Annotated in this window: 17 protein-coding genes; 12 read left to right on the top strand and 5 right to left on the bottom strand. The window is 64.4% G+C overall.

The window, feature by feature from the left end; all coding sequences use genetic code 11:
- Positions 1-84 precede the first annotated feature (84 nt).
- Positions 85-906, top strand: a complete 822-nt coding sequence (locus BRAD3257_RS26730; protein WP_122404360.1) for an NAD-dependent epimerase/dehydratase family protein — start codon at positions 85-87, stop codon at positions 904-906.
- 35 nt (positions 907-941) lie between these two features.
- Here the strand turns inward: BRAD3257_RS26730 and BRAD3257_RS26725 are convergent, their stop codons facing one another.
- Both BRAD3257_RS26725 and BRAD3257_RS26720 read right to left on the bottom strand, forming a co-directional pair.
- Entirely contained in the window at positions 942-1,505 is a 564-nt protein-coding gene (locus BRAD3257_RS26725) for a hypothetical protein (RefSeq protein ID WP_122406769.1), read from the bottom strand.
- A 33-nt stretch (positions 1,506-1,538) separates the two neighbouring features.
- A complete protein-coding gene (locus BRAD3257_RS26720) occupies positions 1,539-2,714 on the bottom strand; it encodes a TAXI family TRAP transporter solute-binding subunit (protein WP_122404359.1) in 1,176 nt (391 codons plus the stop codon).
- Positions 2,715-3,022: 308 nt separating this feature from the next.
- On the opposite strand from BRAD3257_RS26720, the gene BRAD3257_RS26715 reads away from it, so the two are divergent.
- On the top strand, positions 3,023-4,735 hold the full coding sequence (locus tag BRAD3257_RS26715; RefSeq protein WP_162500620.1) for an IlvD/Edd family dehydratase: 1,713 nt from the start codon (positions 3,023-3,025) through the stop codon (positions 4,733-4,735).
- Between the two features lie 19 nt (positions 4,736-4,754).
- On the opposite strand, the gene BRAD3257_RS26710 is transcribed toward BRAD3257_RS26715, so the two are convergent.
- Positions 4,755-5,549: an enoyl-CoA hydratase/isomerase family protein gene (locus BRAD3257_RS26710; RefSeq protein WP_162500382.1), complete on the bottom strand. Its 795-nt coding sequence runs from the start codon at positions 5,547-5,549 to the stop codon at positions 4,755-4,757.
- A gap of 228 nt (positions 5,550-5,777) precedes the next feature.
- Between BRAD3257_RS26710 and BRAD3257_RS26705 the strand changes: the two genes are divergently transcribed.
- Entirely contained in the window at positions 5,778-6,998 is a 1,221-nt protein-coding gene (locus tag BRAD3257_RS26705; RefSeq protein ID WP_122404356.1) for an NAD(P)/FAD-dependent oxidoreductase, read from the top strand.
- 10 nt (positions 6,999-7,008) lie between these two features.
- On the opposite strand, the gene BRAD3257_RS26700 is transcribed toward BRAD3257_RS26705, so the two are convergent.
- Positions 7,009-7,917, bottom strand: a complete 909-nt coding sequence (locus BRAD3257_RS26700; RefSeq protein WP_122404355.1) for a ribokinase — start codon at positions 7,915-7,917, stop codon at positions 7,009-7,011.
- Between the two features lie 18 nt (positions 7,918-7,935).
- Positions 7,936-8,829 carry a sugar kinase gene (locus BRAD3257_RS26695; RefSeq protein WP_122404354.1) on the bottom strand — a complete coding sequence of 298 codons (894 nt, stop codon included), beginning with the start codon at positions 8,827-8,829 and terminating at the stop codon, positions 7,936-7,938.
- Between the two features lie 210 nt (positions 8,830-9,039).
- Here BRAD3257_RS26695 and BRAD3257_RS26690 point away from each other — a divergent pair, with 210 nt between their 5' ends.
- From BRAD3257_RS26690 to BRAD3257_RS26650, 9 genes are all read left to right on the top strand, one after another.
- The gene (locus tag BRAD3257_RS26690) at positions 9,040-9,888 is read left to right on the top strand and encodes a VOC family protein (RefSeq protein ID WP_122404353.1); all 849 of its coding nucleotides are present in this window, start codon (positions 9,040-9,042) and stop codon (positions 9,886-9,888) included.
- 239 nt (positions 9,889-10,127) lie between these two features.
- Entirely contained in the window at positions 10,128-10,787 is a 660-nt protein-coding gene (locus BRAD3257_RS26685) for a TetR family transcriptional regulator (RefSeq protein ID WP_122404352.1), read from the top strand.
- A 364-nt stretch (positions 10,788-11,151) separates the two neighbouring features.
- Positions 11,152-11,961 (top strand): ABC transporter permease, encoded by an 810-nt coding sequence (locus BRAD3257_RS26680; protein ID WP_122404351.1) that lies wholly within the window; start codon positions 11,152-11,154, stop codon positions 11,959-11,961.
- Positions 11,962-12,012: 51 nt separating this feature from the next.
- Positions 12,013-13,005, top strand: coding sequence for an ABC transporter substrate-binding protein (locus tag BRAD3257_RS26675; RefSeq protein ID WP_162500381.1), 993 nt, complete (start codon positions 12,013-12,015; stop codon positions 13,003-13,005).
- 14 nt (positions 13,006-13,019) lie between these two features.
- Entirely contained in the window at positions 13,020-13,847 is an 828-nt protein-coding gene (locus BRAD3257_RS26670; RefSeq protein ID WP_245162990.1) for an ABC transporter ATP-binding protein, read from the top strand.
- Positions 13,848-13,852: 5 nt separating this feature from the next.
- Positions 13,853-15,250 carry a hypothetical protein gene (locus tag BRAD3257_RS26665; RefSeq protein ID WP_122404348.1) on the top strand — a complete coding sequence of 466 codons (1,398 nt, stop codon included), beginning with the start codon at positions 13,853-13,855 and terminating at the stop codon, positions 15,248-15,250.
- Positions 15,247-16,398: a Gfo/Idh/MocA family protein gene (locus BRAD3257_RS26660; RefSeq protein ID WP_122404347.1), complete on the top strand. Its 1,152-nt coding sequence runs from the start codon at positions 15,247-15,249 to the stop codon at positions 16,396-16,398. The genes BRAD3257_RS26665 and BRAD3257_RS26660 overlap by 4 nt, the downstream gene beginning before the upstream one ends.
- Positions 16,399-16,519: 121 nt before the next feature.
- Positions 16,520-17,710, top strand: coding sequence for a dihydrodipicolinate synthase family protein (locus tag BRAD3257_RS26655; RefSeq protein WP_122404346.1), 1,191 nt, complete (start codon positions 16,520-16,522; stop codon positions 17,708-17,710).
- Positions 17,710-18,573 carry a sugar phosphate isomerase/epimerase family protein gene (locus BRAD3257_RS26650; RefSeq protein WP_122404345.1) on the top strand — a complete coding sequence of 288 codons (864 nt, stop codon included), beginning with the start codon at positions 17,710-17,712 and terminating at the stop codon, positions 18,571-18,573. Before BRAD3257_RS26655 ends, BRAD3257_RS26650 begins: the two co-directional genes overlap by 1 nt.
- Positions 18,574-18,634 lie beyond the last annotated feature (61 nt).

Raw genomic sequence — 18,634 nt, 5'->3', positions numbered from 1 at the left:
TTCTCGTTGTTGCGTTCCCTCTGTCCAAGTCTGCTAGCATCAGATATCTACGGCCGCAAATCGGTTGCAACGACGGGGAACGACATGCGCATCTTGATGACGGGAGCTTCGGGCGGGATCGGAACGCGCCTGCGCAAATTGCTGCCGCCGATCTATCCGGACCTCCTGCTCTCCGACATCAAGCCGCCGGCCGATCTCGGAGCGAACGAGCAGTTCAAGGCGGCGGATCTCGCCGATTTGGCGCAATGCGAGGCGATCTGCGAGGGCGTCGATGGCATCATCCATTTCGGCGGCTATTCGGTCGAAGGCACCTGGGATCAAATCCTCCAGGCCAACATCATCGGCGGCTACAATCTGTTCGAGGCGGCCTACCGCAAGGGCGTCAAGCGCGTGGTGTTCGCCTCGTCGAACCACGCGGTCGGCTTCTATCCGCGCCACCACAAGATCGGCACCGACGTCACGCCGCGCCCCGACGGCCGCTACGGCGTCAGCAAGGTGTTCGGCGAGGCGGTCGGTGCGCTCTACGCCGACAAGCACGGGCTGAAAGTCACGTGCCTGCGCATCGGCAATTTCGGCGACATGCCGCTCGACCAGCGCCGGCTCTCGATCTGGCTCAAGCCCGACGATTTGGTGCAGCTCTGCCGCATCGGGCTCGAACATCCCGACATCCATTTCGAAATCTTCTACGGCGCCTCCCTCAACGAGCGCGCCTGGTGGGACAACAGTCGCGCCTACGAACTTGGCTACCGCCCCACGGGACGCGCGGAGGATTTCCGCGAGCACGCGATGGCCGAGCAGGCCAAGCTGAAGCCGGATCCGGTCGGCGATTATTTCCAGGGCGGCGCGTTCTGCAGCATGGAGTTCGACGCCGATCCGAGCCGGATCATCGATTGGACTAAGCGGTAGTCGCCGGCCGGATGATCCACCGCGCGAGTTGCGCGTCATTTTGCAACGCGCGATTCCTGGTTCTTGGTCACATGCCAGAGCACCACATGGTAATGCGGCACGTCCACCCCGGGGTGACCCGCGTTGAAGTAGAGGCTGACGTGGTCAACCGGTGCTGCGGATCCCGCTCCCTCCAATGATTTGTGATCGTCGATGTCCTTGTTGGGGACCATGTACACGGTCGCCACCAGACGATCCCTGCGATCGAAGCACAGGAACGGCCCCAGCGGCAACGTGTCGGGCTTCACGAAAATGATGCCGAGGCCCGGAAAGAACTTTGGGAAATTCACGAGATCGCTGACCCGCTTGTATCCGTTTTTTTCGGCGACCTTCCGCTGATTGGGTGGCGGACGAACGGTTTCGTGCTTCCTGTGCGCCTTGGTGCTTCGGTGAGGGGCTGTCCTGATGCGCTCGGCCTTGTCGGCCGGTGGCGCGTTGGACGGTGCGAGTGTCTGCGGCGTCGGCGGAAAGAAGGGAGCAAATTGGGCGGCAGAATGCCTCACATCGGCGATCAAGGCGAGCAACGCAGCCAAGGCTGCGCTCACAAGCGCGTTGCGCATCGACACCTCCCACATTTGCCTGCCAAATCTTGGTCACTTATCCGGATTGCGTTCTCGCCAGCGCAGGAAGTCCCGGAATAATTCTTCCCGGTCTGGCGGATTGTCGCTCGGCTTTCCTTCGAGGAACCGGCCGAACGCCTTGCGAAGCGCGGCCTCGCCGCCGGATTGTTGCTGGAGCCAGCGCTCTGCCGGCCGGAATCGTCGCCATCCGGGGAGCTCCGCGGCCAGGTTCACCTCGCGCCATTTGGGGTGATGTGCGCCCGTTAGAAATTCAGGAAAGCGCGTGAACAATGTCTGGACGAAGAATTCCAGCAACCGAAACCGCTCGCTGCCGCTCGGCCAGTTGTAGGCGAAGAGAGCGGATTTGATCGCGATCGTGTCGACGCTTGCTTCGGCGGCGATCATATTCGGGTAGTCCTTATGGCGGAGCGTCGATGGCAGATAATCTTGTTGCAGCAGCTCCTTGAAGTAGGGGATTGGCAGGAGATGAATATTGTCGAGCTGCGAGACCTGAGTCAGGAAGCTGACCGGTTTTCCTGAGACGATCAGAGCGGCGGAGAGATCTCCCTTCCTCAGACCATCCAGCGCGGCCTCCGGACCCAAGTTCGTCTCGCTGATCTTGATGCCCAGACGGTTCAACACTTCGCGGCCGAGGATAGCGCCGGCACTGCCGTCGTCCCCGAGATCGACCCTCTTTCCCGAAAGCTCCGTCAGGCTTCCGATCTCCGGCCGCGCGAGAAGATGGAACTCTTCGATATGGAGCGGCGCAATGTAGGTCAGCCTGTCTGAAATATCCCCGAAGGTCCTTGTCTGCCGGAGCCGCTCGACCAGAGCGACGGGCGCGATCGCCACGTCGGCGCCTGCGAGAGTGAGCACATCGAGGACGTTGCGGACACCGCCGTTTCCCACCATTGGCAGAACCCGCAATGCGACCTGGCCCTGAGGACCGCTCTCTTGGCCGCCGGCGAGCGTGGTCGCAATGTCCTGAGCGAGCGCGAATTCAGTGCATTGTGGCGTGCCCGTTACGAAGCCCACCGTATACGGGTCCGCAGATCGCGCCGTCTCCTTTCTGGGAGTGCCTTCCTTTCTTGGAGACACTTTCGTGGATTCGCTCGGAGAAGCCGGCAGTCGCTTTTGCGCGAAAGAATCCTGGACCTGCCCGCCAAAGTAGGCCGCTGCAATCAATGCGATGAACAAACCGGCCCGCATCGCTCCGCAGACCCTCATTGTTCAAGCCGCTCGGTCAGCCGTGCGAGGTGACATGTTCCGAGAGACTGTCACCTGCCGCGTCCGAGGTGACACCGAGGCTAATGCTTGGTCTTCCAACGCGGCCGGGGCAGTGGCGTTCCGTGATGGACGCCTGCAGCAGAAGTTTGCGGACTAGCGCCCGGCCTCGCCCGCGATCCATTCCTGTGCCAGCCGGTGCCCGGAGCTGGAAGGTGCAACTCTATCGGCCGGCCTTATTGACAATCGAGGGGCACGCTGTACCACGATGGTGATCTAGAAGGAGTGGCATGATGACGAGTGGCTTGCGCAAGGGTCTGACGAGCTATGGCGATGCCGGCTTCTCGCTGTTCCTGCGTAAGGCGTTCATCAAGGCGATGGGCTATTCCGACGACGCGCTGCAGCGCCCGATCGTCGGCATCACCAACACCTATAGCGACTACAATCCCTGCCACGGCAACGTCCCGCAGATCATCGAAGCCGCCAAGCGCGGCGTGATGCTGTCGGGCGCGATGCCGTTCGTGTTCCCGACCATCTCGATCGCCGAGAGCTTTGCGCATCCGACCTCGATGTACCTGCGCAACCTGATGGCGATGGACACCGAGGAGATGATCCGGGCACAGCCAATGGATGCGGTGATCGTGATCGGCGGCTGCGACAAGACGCTGCCGGCGCAGGTGATGGCGGCGATCAGCGCCGACCTGCCGACGGTGGTCATTCCGGTCGGTCCCATGGTGGTCGGCCATCACAAGGGCGAGGTGCTGGGCGCCTGCACCGATTGTCGCCGTCTCTGGGCGAAATATCGCGCCGGCGACATGGACGATGCCGAGATCGAGGCGGTGAACGGCCGCCTCGCGCCATCGGTCGGCACGTGCATGGTGATGGGAACGGCCTCGACCATGGCCTGCATGATCGAGGCGATGGGCCTGTCGCTGCCGATGAGCGCGACGATTCCCGCGCCGCATGCCGAGCGCTTCCGCCTGGCGGAGGCCAGCGGCAAGGTTGCCGCGCAGATGGCCAAGGCCAAGGGGCCGAAGCCGAGCGAAATCTTGACGCCGGCATCGTTCAAGAACGCACAGGTCGTGCTCCAGGCGATCGGCGGCTCGACCAACGGCCTGATCCATCTGACCGCGATGGCGCACCGCTCTCCGCACCGGCTCGATCTCGAAGCGTTCGACCAGATCGGTCGCGAGGTGCCGGTGCTGGTCGATCTCAAGCCGTCCGGCGAGCACTACATGGAGCACTTCCACCACGCCGGCGGCGTGCCGAAATTGCTCGCGCAGCTCGGCGACCTCGTCGATCTCGATGCCAAGACCATCACCGGCCAGACGCTGCGCGATGTCGCGGCGAATGCGGAGGACGTGCCAGGCCAGGATGCGATCCGCCCGCGCAATAATCCGATCAAGAAAGAGGGCGGCCTCGCCATCCTGCACGGCAATCTCGCGCCGCGCGGCGCAGTGATCAAGCAATCGGCTGCGAGCCCGAAATTGTTGCAGCACACCGGGCGCGCGGTGGTGTTCGAATCCGTCGAGGACATGACCTTGCGAGTCGACGATCCCGATCTCGACGTCACCGCCGACGACGTGCTGGTGCTGCGCAATGCCGGCCCCAAAGGTGCGCCGGGCATGCCGGAAGCCGGCTATCTGCCGATTCCGAAGAAGCTCGCGCGCGGCGGCACCAAGGACATGGTGCGCATCTCGGACGCGCGCATGAGCGGCACCGCGTTCGGCACCATCGTGCTGCACATCACCCCGGAATCCGCCGTCGGCGGGCCGCTCGCGCTGGTGCAGAGCGGCGACATGATCCGCCTCGATGTGGCCAAGCGCAGCATCGAGCTGCTGGTCGACGCTGCCGAACTGGAGCGGCGTCGCGCTGGCTTGAAGCCGGTTGCTGCGTCCGAGGAGGCACGGCGCGGCTACGCCTGGCTGTTCAACGAGACCATCTTGCAGGCCGACGAGGGCTGCGATTTCGATTTCATGCAGAGGAATGGCCCGTTGAAGGGCTGAGCCAGCGGCCGCGTGGCGGCTATTTCCCCTTGCTGGTGAACTTCTTCACCGCAGTGCGGAACGCCTCCGAATTCATGGCCATGATGATCTTGTGCTCCTCGGCATCGAGCTGCTGTTTCACTGGCGTGGTGGCGGCCTGGTAGACCAGCTGCTTGGTGCCGGCGATCGCCGCCGGCGGGTTCTGCGCCAGACGCTCGGCCAGCTGTCGGGTGGCCGCCTTCAGCTCGGTCGCCGGAACGGTCTTGGCGACGAGGCCCCATTGATAGGCCTGCTGCGCGGTAAAATTGTCCTCGCCGAGAAAGATCTGCAGCGCCCGGCGCGATCCGACCGTGCCGACGATGCCGACGGTCGAGCCGCCGTCCGGCGACACCCCGATCTTGGCATAGGCCGGCGTGAACTTGGCATCGTCAGCGGCGATGCAGAGGTCGGTGACGAAGGCGAGGCCCATGCCGGCGCCGGCGGCGGAGCCGTGCACGCTGGACAGCGATATCTTCGGCATCCGCCGGAGGATCTCGATGAAAGCGTGATAGTGCTTGAGCAGTTCGCCGACCACCGGCGTCACCGTGCCCCCTTCGGCGGCAGCTCCGATCGTCTGCAAATCGCCGCCGGCGCAGAACGCGCGGCCTTCGCCTTCAAGGACGAGGACGCGGATGTCGTCCGCGCCTTCGATGTAGGCCGCGAGCTGTTCGAGCTTCTGCGCGATCGCAAGATTGATCGCGTTGAACGCGGCAGGCCGGTTGAGCGTGATGGTCGCGATCGGGCCGTCGATCCGCAGCAGGGCGGGATCATCGGGCTTTGAGACGGGAGCTGGCATCTTGAAATCCCCGGCAAGAGGTTCGTAGCTGAAACTAAATCGCAGAAGGCGAGGGGAGACAATCCCCGCGTGGTGCTCTTGCGCCGGGCGGACCGATAGGCTCAAATGAGCCCGCCTTCGCCAAGGGACGGACACGAGCGCCGGCTCCTCGTAAGGCCCGCAACCAAAATCAGCGAGAGAGGGAGACGGCATGGGTCACGCTCGTGTCTTCCGGAAATGGGCTGTCCGATGACCGGCGGTCCGGTGATCATCGTCGGGGCCGGCCATGGCGGCTATCAGGTCGCGGCATCCCTGCGTCAGGCGGGCTTTTCCGAGCGCATCTGCCTGATCAACGACGAGGCGCATCTGCCCTATCAGCGGCCGCCCTTGTCCAAGGCCTACATCAAGGGTTCGGCCGGGCCGGAGAGCCTGATGTTCCGCCCCGAGAAGTTCTACCAGGACCAGACGATCGAGCTGATCGCCGGCCGCGCCGCCTCAATCGACCGCACGGGGCGCAAGCTGCATCTCGCGTCGGACGAAACGCTGCCTTACGGCCACCTCGTGCTGGCAACCGGCGCGCGCAACCGCCTGCTCGATCTGCCCAATGCCAACCTGCCCGACGTGAAATATTTGCGTATCCTCGACGACAGCGAGGCGCTGCGGCTGGTCATGCCGTCGAAGAAGCGCGCCGTGATCATCGGCGCCGGTTTCATCGGCCTCGAATTCGCCGCCACCGCCCGGATCAAGGGCCTCGAGGTCGACGTGCTCGAGCTCGCTCCGCGCGTGATGGCGCGCGCCGTGACGGCCGAGGTCTCCGAGTATTTTCAGGAGCGCCACCGCGAGGCCGGCATCCGCATCCATCTCGGCGTGCAGGCCACCTCGATTGAGGCCGAGGGCGGCAAGGTAACCGGCGTCTCCTTGAGCGACGGACGGCATCTGCCGGCCGACCTCGTCGTGGTCGGCGTCGGCGTGCTGCCGAACATCGAGCTCGCAGCCGAGGCCGGGCTTCCGGTCGCGGCCGGCATCATCGTCGACGAATATCTCGCGACGGCTGATCCTGATATTTCGGCGATCGGCGATTGCGCGCTGTTCGCAAGCCCGCGCTTCGGCGGCTCACTGCGGCTGGAATCGGTGCAGAATGCCACCGATCACGCCCGCTGCCTCGCGGCGCGGCTGACCGGTGACAGGAAGCCTTATGACAGCCATCCCTGGTTCTGGAGCGACCAGGGCGACGACAAGCTCCAGATCGCAGGGCTGACGACCGGCTACGATCGCGTTGTGCTGCGCGGTGATCCCGCGAAGAAGGCGTTTTCCGCATTCTGCTACAAGGGCGATAAGCTGCTCGGCATCGAATCCATCAACCGCGCCGGCGATCACATGTTCGGCCGCCGCTTGCAGGCCATGGATCGCACCATCACGCCGGAGCAGGCCGCAGACGAGAGCTTTGATCTGAAGGGCGCGTTGGCATAAGTGCTTAGCGCTACAACACCGCCGCCACTTCCTTCGCAGTCGGCATCGACGGCCCCGCGCCCATGCGCTGCACGCTGATGGAGGCGGCGGTGTTGGCGAAGGCGAGGGCGGCGCGCAAGGACACATCGTCGGCCAATTGCGCGGCCAGCGCGCCGACGAAACAATCGCCGGCGCCTGTGGTGTCGAGCGCCTTCACCGCGCGCCCCGGCACGGCAATCTCCTCGCGCCCCGCCAGCGCGAGCACGCCGCGCTTGCCGAGCGTGACGCAGATGGTCTGGTCCTCCCGCGCTTGGACCTGCCGCGCCACAGCGATGATCTGTGCGGCCCCGTCGCTCTCGGAGAGCTCGTGGCCGGCGAGGAAGCCGAGCTCCGTCTCGTTCAGCACGAGGATGTCGACGAGTGCAAGCAGCTCGCGGGGCATTGCCTGCGCCGGTGCGGGGTTGAGCAGCGTCGTGGCCGCGGCGGCGCGGGCACGCCGGAAGAACGCGGCGATGGCCGGCAGTGGAATCTCGAACTGGCTGACGGCGACGTCGCCGGCCAGCAGCGGCACGACCTCGACGTCGTCAGCGCCGACCAGCCCGTTCACCCCGGGAATGACGACGATGGTGTTGTCGGCCTCGGCCACGGTGATGATGGCCGTGCCGGTGTGCGCCTCCGCCGTTTCCACGACATAGCCGAGATCGATGCCCTGCCCGCCGAGAAAGGCCTTCAGCTCGCGTCCAAACGAATCCGTCCCCAGCCGTCCGATCAGCGTAGTCCGCGCCCCAAGCCGTGACGCCGCGACCGCCTGGTTGGCGCCCTTGCCGCCCGGAAAATACAGCACCTGGCGGCCGGCGACGGTCTCGCCGACCCTGGGATGGCGATCGGCGGTCGCCACCACATCCATGTTGATGCTGCCGGCGACGAAGACGCGCCCCATGACACACCCTTCCGACGTCTACACCCTGACCTCGAACTCGTGCCTGACCTTGGCGATGTCGACGAGCGTCGGCAGGCCGGCCTCATTGCCGAGGCGCTGGATCTTGAAGGTCGAGGCGGCGCGGGCGAAATCGAAATGCTCGCGCCAGCTTTTGCCGGGATGGGCGAGGTAGGAATAGACATAGGCGCCGTGGAACACGTCGCCGGCGCCGTTGGTGTCGATCACGCGCTCGCGCGGGATCGGCATCGCCGGCATCACCTGCACCGTCCCTGTTTCGTCGTACCAAAGCAGGCCCTTCTCGCCCATGGTGACGCCGCCGATCTTGCAGCCGCGGCCCTTGAGGTAGTCGAGCATCTTCTCCGGCGTCAGGTCCATCTGCTCGCACAACCGCTCGGCGACGATCGCGACGTCGATGAATTCGAGCAGTTCATGCGTGTTGGTGCGCAGCCCGCCGCCATCGAGCGAAGTCAGGATGCCGGCTTCGCGACACACTTTGGCGTAATGGATTGCAGCATCGGGCTGGTGACCGTCGACATGCAGCGCGCGGCAGCCGCCGAGATTGAGCATCGGAAACGGATGGATGTGCGAGTCATCGCGGCAGCGGACGATGGCGCGCTTGCCGTCCTTGGGCATGATGAACGAGAGCGAGGACTGGTTGACCTTGCGCCCGTGCAGCGAGATGCCGTACTTCGCGCACATGTCCTGGAACATGCGCCCGAGCCAGTCATTGGCTGCCGTGGCGATCAGATCCGGCACGATGCCGAGCTTGGCGCAGCAGAATGCCGCCGTCACCGCGTTGCCGCCAAAGGAGACCGCGTAGTCCGAGGCCACGTGCTTCTCGTCGCCCGTCGGCATGTGGTCGGTGATGAAGACGACGTCGATATAAGTCTGTCCGATGAAGAGAGCCTGCATTGCTTGTCCGTGATGCGCTTGTGGTCCCGGCCGGCGGAATTACTCTAACACCGGTTCCGCTCCGGAGGGACGCTGAAATTATTCGCAAAACCGCCCCGAAGCGCTTGAGGTCAGCATGGTGGGGGAATACGACCATCACGGGCCAATGCCAAGCCCGGGCAAACGCCGTCTTTCGGTCTGTGGGTTCCATGTCGATCAGAAGGGTACAGGATGATCGCCGGTCTCGATCACATCGTCGTTCTCGTGAGCGATATCGGTGCGGCCAAGACGGCGTATCAGACGCTGCTCGCACGCGCGCCGGCCTGGCAGAACTCGGGCGAGGGCGCTGACCGGGTGCTGTTCACCCTCGACAACATGACCATCGAGCTGATGGCGCCGAGCGGCTTCAGCGTCACCGCCGACCGTATGCGCGCATTGCTCGACGGCCAGGAGGGCGTGCTCGCCAGCCTGTGCTTTCGTGTCGCAGACATCGGCAGGATGCACCGCCGGCTGGAGCGGGTGGCCTTGCGGCCGGACCCGGTCGCCGAGGTCGAAAGCAGCGATGCCGTCACCGAAGCCGTGCTGCATTGGAAGCGCACCCGCGCCGCCACCGAGCTGACGCGCGGCGTGCGCTTGTTCTTCCTCGAACTCGCCGACGAGCGTCCCAAGTCGGTCGCGACCGACATCGCGCCGATCGACGGGCTCGACCACGTCGTCATCACCACCGAGGATTCCGAGCGCGCCGCCGCGCTCTACGGCGCGCGGCTCGGGCTCGATCTCGCGCTCGACCGTTCGCACCAGGATTGGGGACAGCTGATGTTCTTCCGCTGCGGCGACCTCATCGTCGAGGTGGTCCGCCGCCCCGTGGCGGGCGGCGATGCCGCGCATGACCGTCTCTGGGGCCTGAGCTGGCGCGTCGCCGACATCGACGCCACCCGCGCCCGCCTGATCGCGAGCGGACTCGATGTCTCCGAGGTGCGCAACGGCCGCAAGCCGGGCACGCGGATCATGACGGTGCGGAGCGGGACGTGCGGGATCCAGACGGTGCTGCTGGAACGGTCGCCGAAGCCGGTGGATTAGGGCGGTCTCTCCTCCGTCATTGCGAGGAGCCCTTGCGACGAAGCAATCCAGACTGTTGCCGGGGCGGCATGGATTGCCTCGCTTCGCTCGCAATGACGGTGTTGAGGCAGATGCCCGCTTCACTTCTATGCGGCGGGCTGGGCGCGTGTTACACGCGTACCTGGACCACCCAGCGAGCACCCGGTTTGGCGACAGCAAAGGCAAAGCGACCCCTGAAATGGCAGCGCGACCCCGAGGGGATGCGGCTGCGCATTCTCGAAGCCGCCAAGCAGGAGTTTTCCGCCCATGGGCTCGCCGGCGCGCGCGTCGACCGTATCGCGGCCAAGGCCGGCGCCAACAAGCGCATGCTGTACTATCACGTCGGCAACAAGGACGAGCTGTATCTCGCCGTGCTCGAGGGCGCCTATGACAAGATCCGCAGCGAGGAGCGCGGGCTCGATCTCGAACATCTCGATCCGCCCGAGGCGATCCGCCGCCTGATCGAGTTCACCTGGAATTACTTCCTGCGCAATCCGGAATTCCTGTCGTTGCTCCAGACAGAGAACCTTGCCCGCGCAAAGCACCTGAAGAAATCGACCAAGGTCAAGTCGATGCACTCGCCCTTCGTCGAGATGATCCGCACCGTGGTGCGCCGCGGCGTCGCGTCTGGCGACTTCCAGGTCGCCGTCGACCCGGTGCAGCTCTACATCTCGATCGCGGCGCTGAGCTTCTTCTATCTCTCCAACTCGGCGACGCTCAGCGTGATCTTCGGCCGCGATCTCTTGGACAAGAAGGCCAAGGATGAGCGGCTGGCCCATATGGTCGGCCTCGTGCTCGCGGCGCTGACGGGACGCTCGGCAGAACTGTTCGAGATTGCGAAGGCGCCGAACCCGCGCACGGCCGTGGTGCAGACGGTGTAGCCAAATCCTCCGCTGTCATCGCCCAAGGCGATCCAGTACTCGAGAGGCCGCCGCGTACTGGATTTCTCGCTTTCGCGGGGAATGACACCGAGGGTGGGCGGTCTCGTGCCCCGGACGCAGCGCAGCACGCAAGGGATGCGCTGCAGAGCCGGGGCCCACGCAACTGCGGAGCGCGGGGCCTCTGGATCCCGGCTTTGCGGGGCAACGCCAAAGAGCGTTGCAGCGCGTCCGGGACAGGAGAGCGCCGGCGCCACTCTCCCCAAACACCCGGAACCCGCCGCAAACGTCACAGGGAATCCTCTGGACAGTATTTATCCAACGGGTTAATTTCTCCCCGCAACGAAGAAAATGCCGGGAGTGAAAATTGGCCGAGCCAAAGCCGCAAGGTGCGGTGTCCAAGATGCTGAATGCGGCCTGGGTTCGGCCGTTCTTGTTCCTGGTCTTCATCGTCGTGGCCTGGGATCTTTCGATCCGCCTGTTCAAGATCCCGGCCTACCAGATCCCGTCGCCGGCCGACGTCGTCGCGGTGCTGCGCACTGAATGGCCGGAGCTGCTGCGCCAGTCCTGGCCGACCACCTATGCGACCGTCTGCGGCTTCCTGCTGTCGGCGCTGTTCGGCATTCCCGTCGCGATGCTGATCGCGGGCTCGAAGACGGTGGAGAGCTACGTTTATCCGTTGCTGGTATTCTCGCAATCCGTGCCGAAGATCGCGATCGCGCCGCTGTTCGTGGTGTGGTTCGGCTTCGGCATCATTCCCAAGGTGATCTCGGCCTTCCTGCTCGGCTTCTTCCCCGTGGTGGTTTCGGCCGTGCAGGGCTTCAAATCAGTCGATCCTGACATGGTCGATCTCGCCCGCGCGATGCAGGGCAGCCGCTTCCAGGTGTTCCGCACGGTGAACCTGCCGCATGCGCTGCCGGCGATCTTCTCCGGCCTCAAGGTGTCGGTGACGCTCGCCGTGGTCGGCGCCGTCGTCGGCGAGTTCGTCGGCTCCAATTCCGGCATCGGCTACGTCATGCAGCGTTCGATCGGCACGTTCGACCTGCCGACGATGTTCGCGGCGCTGGTGATCCTGGCGCTGCTCGGCGTGATCCTGTTCTGGATGGTCGACCGGATCGAGAAGCTGGTCATTCCCTGGCATGTCAGCCAGCGCGAGGACGTGATTTTCGCGTCTTAATTCAAGCAACGGTCACCAACGGCCGAAACATAACGACGAGGGAGAGTGACGATGAAGCGGTGGATTGGGGCTGCATCAGTGGCGCTGCTGGCGTTTGCAGCCGTGCCGGCGCAGGCGGCCGACAAGGTCGTGCTGATGCTGAACTGGTACGTCTATGGCGAGCACGCGCCGTTCTACTACGGCAGGGCCAAGGGCATCTATGCCGCCGAAGGCATCGACCTCGAGATCCAGGAAGGCCGCGGCTCCGCGGCGACCACGCAGGCCGTCGCCGCCAAGACTGCGGACTTCGGCTATGTCGACGTGCCCACCATGATGCGCGCGGCGATCAAGGGCGCGCCTGTGGTCGCGACCGGCGTGCTGCTGCAGACCAGCCCGATGTCCGCGATGGGCTTCGTCGACAAGAACATCAAAAAGCCCGAAGACATCAAGGGTAAGACGGTGGCGATCACGCCGGCCGACTCCATGACGCAGATCTGGCCACTGTTCCTGAAGAAGACCGGCCTGAAGGAGAGCGACTTCAAGACCGTCGCCGGCGACGGCCAGACCAAGCTCAACGCCGTCATCAACGGCCAGGCCGATCTCCTGCTCGGCTACGTCATGGACCAGTCGATGAAGATCAAGGACGCCACCGGCAAGGAGGTCTATCCGATCAAGTTCGCCGACTACGGCATCAACATGGTTTCCTCCGGCATCATCGCCAATTCCGACTATGTGAAAGCCAATGCCGATCTCGTCCGCCGCTTCATGTCGGCGACGACCAAGGCGGTCGAAGCTGCCGAGAAGGAGCCGAAGGCCGCGGCGCAATCGATCCTCGATGCCAATCCGAAGGGCGGCAAGATCGATACGCTGACTGAGGGATTTGAGCTGACCATCCCGCTCTACCGGACCGCGGAAACAAAGAGCAAGCGGCCGTTCCAGGTCACCGACCAGAACATGACCGAGACCGTCAATCTGCTGGTCGAATATGGCGGTCTCGATGCCAAGGCCAAGGAGAACCCCAGGGCATTCTACACCAACGATTACCTGCCCAAGAGTGGCTCGTGAAACCTGCGACAGTCATGAACGAAGCCGTGCAGCCGGCCGCGCATCTGAGATTGGTGAGCGACCGGGCCGGCGATGCGTCTGGTATCAATCTATCAGGCGTGTCCAAAACCTACCGGACGCGCGACGGCGATGTGCCGTCGCTGCGGCCGCTCGACTTCCACATCAATGACGGCGAGTTCTTCGTCGTGGTCGGCCCCTCCGGCTGCGGCAAGTCCACGCTGCTCAAGCTGATCTCGGGCCTGCTGCCGCCGACCACGGGCGAGATCCTGGTCGAAGGTGAGAAGGTCACGACGCCGCACGGCAATGTCGGCATCGTGTTCCAGAACGCGCTGCTCTTGCCTTGGCGCAACATCCTCAACAACGTGATGCTGCCGATCGACATGAAGCGCCTGGCCCGGGACAAATACCTCGCCCGCGCCAAGGAGCTCTTGAAGCTGGTCGGCCTCGAAGGCTTCGAGAAGAAGCTGCCGTGGCAACTCTCCGGCGGGATGCAGCAACGCGCCTCGATCTGCCGTGCGCTGGTACACGATCCCAAGATCATGCTGATGGACGAGCCGTTCGGCGCGCTCGATGCGCTGACCCGCGAGCGCATGAACGTCGAGCTGATGCGGATCCAGCGCGAGACGAAGAAGACGGTGCTGCTGATCACGCACTCGATTCCCGAGGCCGTGTTTCTCGCCGACCGCGTGCTGGTCATGACCGAACGTCCCGGCGCGGTCGCCGCGATCTACGACGTGCCGCTGCCGCGCCCGCGCTCGCTCGATGTGATGGCCGATCCTGTTTTCACCGAGCTCGTGCAACGCATCCGCAAGCATTTCTTCTCGCAAGGTGCACTGGACTGACGATCATGTCACCCCGCCTGAAGCTGCGAGACATCGCCTTTTTCGAACGCCCCGTGCATTTCGCGCGGCCGTTCCGCTTCGGCGCCGTCACCATCAACGCGACACCGCAGCTGTTCGTCCGGGTCGAGATCGAGGTCGAGGGCAGGGGGAGCGCGGTCGGCGCCAGTGCCGAGCTGCTGGTGCCGAAATGGTTCGACAAGCGGCCGGAGCTGTCGCCGGCGCAGACGGTAGATGGGCTGCGACGGTCGCTCGAGATTGCGCGCGGGCTCTATCTGGCGCGCAGCCTGTATCAGACCGCCTTCGATCTGCATGCCTCGTGCATCGGCGCGCAGATCGCGACGTGTGCGAATAAGAACATTCCGGCGCTTGCTGCGGCTTATGGCCCCGCCGAGATCGACAAGGCCATTCTCGATGCGCTGCTCCGCGCCCTCGCGACCAACTTCTTTGATGGCATGGCCGGCAATATCGCCGGCATTGATACGCGGCTGTCTCCTGATCTGAGCGAGAGGGACATCAGGACGTTTCTCTCCGGCCGTGTGCCGCTGGAGCGTGTTGCCGTCAGGCACACCGTCGGCCTTGATGATGCGGTGGAAGGTGAGGGCGGTGTTGCCGATCCACGCGAGAACGCCGGTGCTCGCTACTTCAAGCTCAAGCTGTCGGGCGAGCCTGCAGCCGATGCCGCGCGTCTGGCCCGTATCGGCAAGGAGCTCGACACGCTCGGGCGCGACTCCAAGGTGACGCTCGACGCCAACGAGCAGTATGCGGATCTCGCTGCGTTGGAGGCGCTGATGGACCGGCTCGATCATGACGCCGCGTTACGCCCGATCGCCGCGCGCCTGCTCTATGTCGAGCAGCCGATGCCGCGCGATATCACGCGACAATCGCCGCTGGGACCGCTGGCCTCGCACGGCTTCATCATCGACGAGGCCGACGATTCCTACGATGCCTTCGCCGCCGCGCGTGCGCTGGGCTATTGCGGCATTTCGTCAAAATCCTGCAAGGGACTCTATAAGTCGGTGGTCAACGCGACACGCGCGGCGAAATGGAGCGCGGACGGCGTGCGGTTCTTCGTGACTGGTGAAGATCTAACCTGTCAGGCCGGCCTCGCCGTGCAGCAGGATCTCGCGCTCGCTGCGTTCATCGGCGCCACCCATGCCGAACGCAACGGCCACCACTATGTCGATGGCTTCGGCGACACGCCGGCCGCGGAAGCGCAAGCCTTCGCGGCCGCGCATCCCGATCTCTATGCCGACGCCGGGCAGGGCATCAGGCTCAAAATTCACGACGGCGATCTCCTGACGGGATCGCTTCACGCAACGGGCTTTGCGTCCTCGGTCCATCCGGAGTGGTCGGCGCTCCGTCCGCTCGAACAGCCAAAATCACTTCAGGAGTATCTGGCATGACCACCCAACGCCTCGGCCTCATCATGAACGGCGTCACCGGCCGAATGGGGCTCAACCAGCATCTGATCCGCTCGATCGTGGCGATCCGCGACCAGGGCGGTGTCCGCCTGAAGAACGGCGACCGCGTCATGCCCGATCCGATCCTGGTCGGCCGCAACGCCGAGAAGGTCGAGGCGCTTGCGAAGCGCTACAACATCACGCGCTGGACCACCGACCTCGATGCCGCGCTTGCCGACAAGAACGACACCATGTTCTTCGACGCCGCGACCACGCAGGCCCGGCCGGGCCTGCTGACCCAGGCCATCAATGCCGGCAAGCACGTCTATTGCGAGAAGCCGATCGCGACCAATTTCGAGGAAGCCGTCGAGGTCGTGAAGCTCGCGAACGCCAAGGGCGTCAAGCACGGCACGGTGCAGGACAAGCTGTTCCTGCCCGGCCTGAAGAAGATCGCCTTCCTGCGCGACTCCGGCTTCTTCGGCCGTATCCTGTCGGTACGCGGCGAGTTCGGCTATTGGGTATTCGAAGGCGGCTGGCAGGAGGCGCAGCGGCCGTCCTGGAATTATCGCAGCGAGGACGGCGGCGGCATCATCCTGGATATGGTCTGCCACTGGCGCTACGTGCTCGACAACCTCTTCGGCAATGTTCAGAGCGTCAGCTGCATCGGCAACACCGATATCCTCGAACGCTTCGACGAGCAGGGCAAGAAGTACAAGGCGACTGCGGATGATTCCGCTTACGCGACGTTCCAGCTCGAGGGCGGCATCATCGCTCACATCAACATGTCCTGGGTGACGCGGGTCTACCGCGACGACCTCGTCACCTTCCAGGTCGACGGCACGCTGGGCTCGGCCGTCGCGGGGCTCACCGACTGCATGATCCAGGCGCGGCAGGCGACGCCTCGTCCGGTGTGGAATCCCGACGAGAAGCGGCTGCACGATTTCTACGGCGACTGGCAGAAGATGCCCGATAACGTCACCTACGATAACGGCTTCAAGGAACAGTGGGAAATGTTCATTCGCCACGTCTACGAGGGCGCTCCTTACAAGTTCACGCTGCTCGAAGGCGCCAAGGGCGTGCAGCTTGCCGAATGCGCGCTGAAGAGCTGGAAGGAGCGGCGCTGGGTCGATGTCGCCCCGATCAAAGTGTAAGGTCAGAAATCTGCTAAGCCGTCATTGCGAGCGGAGCGAAGCAATCCAGATCTTTCTGCAGAGTCAGTCTGGATTGCTTCGTCGCTTCGTTCCTCGCAATGACGGGGAGAGGTCAGAAATCATGAACAAGCCCGTCCAGCCGATGTCGTCATTGTCGCTGAAGCTGCCGAAGGCCGATCGCTCGCTTGAGACCTACCGGCTCGCGGCCTCGCGCACGTTCCCCAAAAAGCTCGAGGGGCCGCTCAACCGCATCGCCTTCTCGGCCGTGCACACGGTGGCCGATCCCTTCGCCGACAATGATCCCTGGCTGTCGGTTGCCGTCGACTGGGACAAGACCATTGCCTTCCGCGAGCATGTCTGGGACCTCGGTCTCGGCGTTGCCGAAGCCATGGACACCGCGCAGCGTGGCATGGGGCTGGACTGGCCAACCTCGCTGGAGCTGATCACCCGCTCGGTCGGCGCCGCCAAGCGGCGCAATGCGCTGGTGTTCTCCGGTGCAGGCACGGATCATCTCGCCGTGGAGGATGCCAGGAGTCTCGACGACGTCATCCGCGCCTATGAGGAGCAGATCTCGGCGGTCGAGAAGGTCGGTGGCCGCATCATCCTGATGGCCTCGCGCGCGCTGGCCAAACTGGGGCGCAACGCCGAGGATTACGCCAGGGTCTATGACCGCGTGCTCTCGCAAGTCCGTGAGCCCGTCATCATCCACTGGCTCGGCGACATGTTCGATCCGGCGCTGACGGGATACTGGGGCACCAAGGATATCGACAAGGCGATGGACACGGCGGTCGCCATCATCAACGGCAATGCCGCCAAGGTCGACGGCGTCAAGGTCTCGCTGCTCGACAAGCAGCGCGAGATCGACATGCGCCGTCGCCTCGACGAGCGCATCAAGATGTACACCGGCGACGATTTCAATTACGCGGAGCTGATTGCCGGCGATAGCCAAGGCTTTTCGCACGCGCTGCTCGGCATCTTCGATGCCATCGCTCCGGCGGCGTCCTATGCATTGTCACGGCTGGCGGCCGGGGACGAGGCTGGCTTCCACGATGTGCTGGGACCGACGGTGCCGCTGTCGCGTCACATCTTCAAGGCGCCGACGCGCTTTTACAAGACCGGCGTGGTGTTCATGGCGTATCTCAACGGCCATCAGGATCATTTCACCATGGTCGGGGGACAGGAGAGCACGCGCTCCACGTTGCATCTGGCCGAGCTGTTCCGTCTCGCCGACAGGGCCGGCTTGCTCGCCAATCCCGAACTCGCGACGCAGCGGATGAAGACCGTGCTCGCCACCCACGGTATCGAACCCTGATGCGCGACTTTTCGTCCGACCATCGCTGGCTGTCGCTGAACACGGCGACAGTCCGCAAGCAGGGAGATCTCGTCGAGATCATCGATGCCTGTGCGAAGCATGGCATCCGCGCCATCGATCCCTGGCGCGACCAGGTCGCGACCATCGGGCTCGACCGTGCCGCGCGCGCGGTGCGCGATGCCGGCCTTGATCTCTCAGGCTATTGCCGCGGCGGCATGTTCACCTCGGACGCCTCGCGCCGGGGCGAGGTGCGCGACGACAATCGCCGCTGCGTCGACGAGGCCAAGGCGCTGGGCGCCTCCTGCATCGTCCTCGTCGTCGGCGGCCTGCCGCAATATTCGCGGCCGGGCAGCGAGGCGTCGAAGGACATCGCCGCGGCGCGCGGGCAGGTCGAGGAAGCGCTCGCCGAGATGCTCGACTACGCGAGACAGGCAAAGCTGCCGCTGGCGATCGAGCCCTTGCACCCTGCCTATGCGGCCGACCGTGCTTGCGTGAACACCACGAAACAGGCGCTCGACATCTGCGACCGGCTCGATCCCGGCCGCAGCGGCATGCTCGGGGTCGCGCTCGACGTCTATCACATCTGGTGGGACCCGGAGCTGATGGGCCAGATCGCGCGCGCCGGCCGGGATCGATTGCTCGCCTTCCACGTCTGCGACTGGCTGGTGCCGACCAAAGACATCCTCAACGACCGCGGCATGATGGGCGACGGCGTCATCGACATCAAAGCGGTGCGTCAGGCAGTCGAGGCGCAGGGCTATGCCGGCTTTTCGGAGATCGAGATCTTCTCCAACGACTGGTGGAGCAAGCCGATGGACGAGGTGCTCCGGACCTGCATTTCGCGGCACAAGACGGTGGTTTAGATTACGATCTCGGTGACTCAGGGGAGCGCTCCCTCGATTTTCGATGCGACAGAGCGCTCCG

This window comes from Bradyrhizobium vignae, assembly GCF_900324035.1.
GTDB lineage: Bacteria > Pseudomonadota > Alphaproteobacteria > Rhizobiales > Xanthobacteraceae > Bradyrhizobium > Bradyrhizobium vignae.
Note: the sequence above shows the minus strand (reverse complement) of the source record. Positions and strands in the feature narration are given on the sequence as shown.

Excerpts from the sequence above, each read along its gene's own strand:
- BRAD3257_RS26710 (WP_162500382.1), bottom strand. The coding sequence starts at position 5,549 with ATGCCAGCTCCCGTCTCAAAGCCCGATGATCCCGCCCTGCTGCGGATC.
- BRAD3257_RS26655 (WP_122404346.1), top strand. The coding sequence starts at position 16,520 with ATGAACAAGCCCGTCCAGCCGATGTCGTCATTGTCGCTGAAGCTGCCG.
- BRAD3257_RS26705 (WP_122404356.1), top strand. The coding sequence starts at position 5,778 with ATGACCGGCGGTCCGGTGATCATCGTCGGGGCCGGCCATGGCGGCTAT.
- BRAD3257_RS26690 (WP_122404353.1), top strand. The coding sequence starts at position 9,040 with ATGATCGCCGGTCTCGATCACATCGTCGTTCTCGTGAGCGATATCGGT.
- BRAD3257_RS26730 (WP_122404360.1), top strand. The coding sequence starts at position 85 with ATGCGCATCTTGATGACGGGAGCTTCGGGCGGGATCGGAACGCGCCTG.
- BRAD3257_RS26700 (WP_122404355.1), bottom strand. The coding sequence starts at position 7,917 with ATGGGGCGCGTCTTCGTCGCCGGCAGCATCAACATGGATGTGGTGGCG.
- BRAD3257_RS26650 (WP_122404345.1), top strand. The coding sequence starts at position 17,710 with ATGCGCGACTTTTCGTCCGACCATCGCTGGCTGTCGCTGAACACGGCG.
- BRAD3257_RS26720 (WP_122404359.1), bottom strand. The coding sequence starts at position 2,714 with ATGCGGGCCGGTTTGTTCATCGCATTGATTGCAGCGGCCTACTTTGGC.
- BRAD3257_RS26665 (WP_122404348.1), top strand. The coding sequence starts at position 13,853 with ATGTCACCCCGCCTGAAGCTGCGAGACATCGCCTTTTTCGAACGCCCC.
- BRAD3257_RS26670 (WP_245162990.1), top strand. The coding sequence starts at position 13,020 with ATGAACGAAGCCGTGCAGCCGGCCGCGCATCTGAGATTGGTGAGCGAC.
- BRAD3257_RS26675 (WP_162500381.1), top strand. The coding sequence starts at position 12,013 with ATGAAGCGGTGGATTGGGGCTGCATCAGTGGCGCTGCTGGCGTTTGCA.
- BRAD3257_RS26725 (WP_122406769.1), bottom strand. The coding sequence starts at position 1,505 with ATGCGCAACGCGCTTGTGAGCGCAGCCTTGGCTGCGTTGCTCGCCTTG.
- BRAD3257_RS26685 (WP_122404352.1), top strand. The coding sequence starts at position 10,128 with ATGCGGCTGCGCATTCTCGAAGCCGCCAAGCAGGAGTTTTCCGCCCAT.
- BRAD3257_RS26715 (WP_162500620.1), top strand. The coding sequence starts at position 3,023 with ATGACGAGTGGCTTGCGCAAGGGTCTGACGAGCTATGGCGATGCCGGC.
- BRAD3257_RS26660 (WP_122404347.1), top strand. The coding sequence starts at position 15,247 with ATGACCACCCAACGCCTCGGCCTCATCATGAACGGCGTCACCGGCCGA.
- BRAD3257_RS26695 (WP_122404354.1), bottom strand. The coding sequence starts at position 8,829 with ATGCAGGCTCTCTTCATCGGACAGACTTATATCGACGTCGTCTTCATC.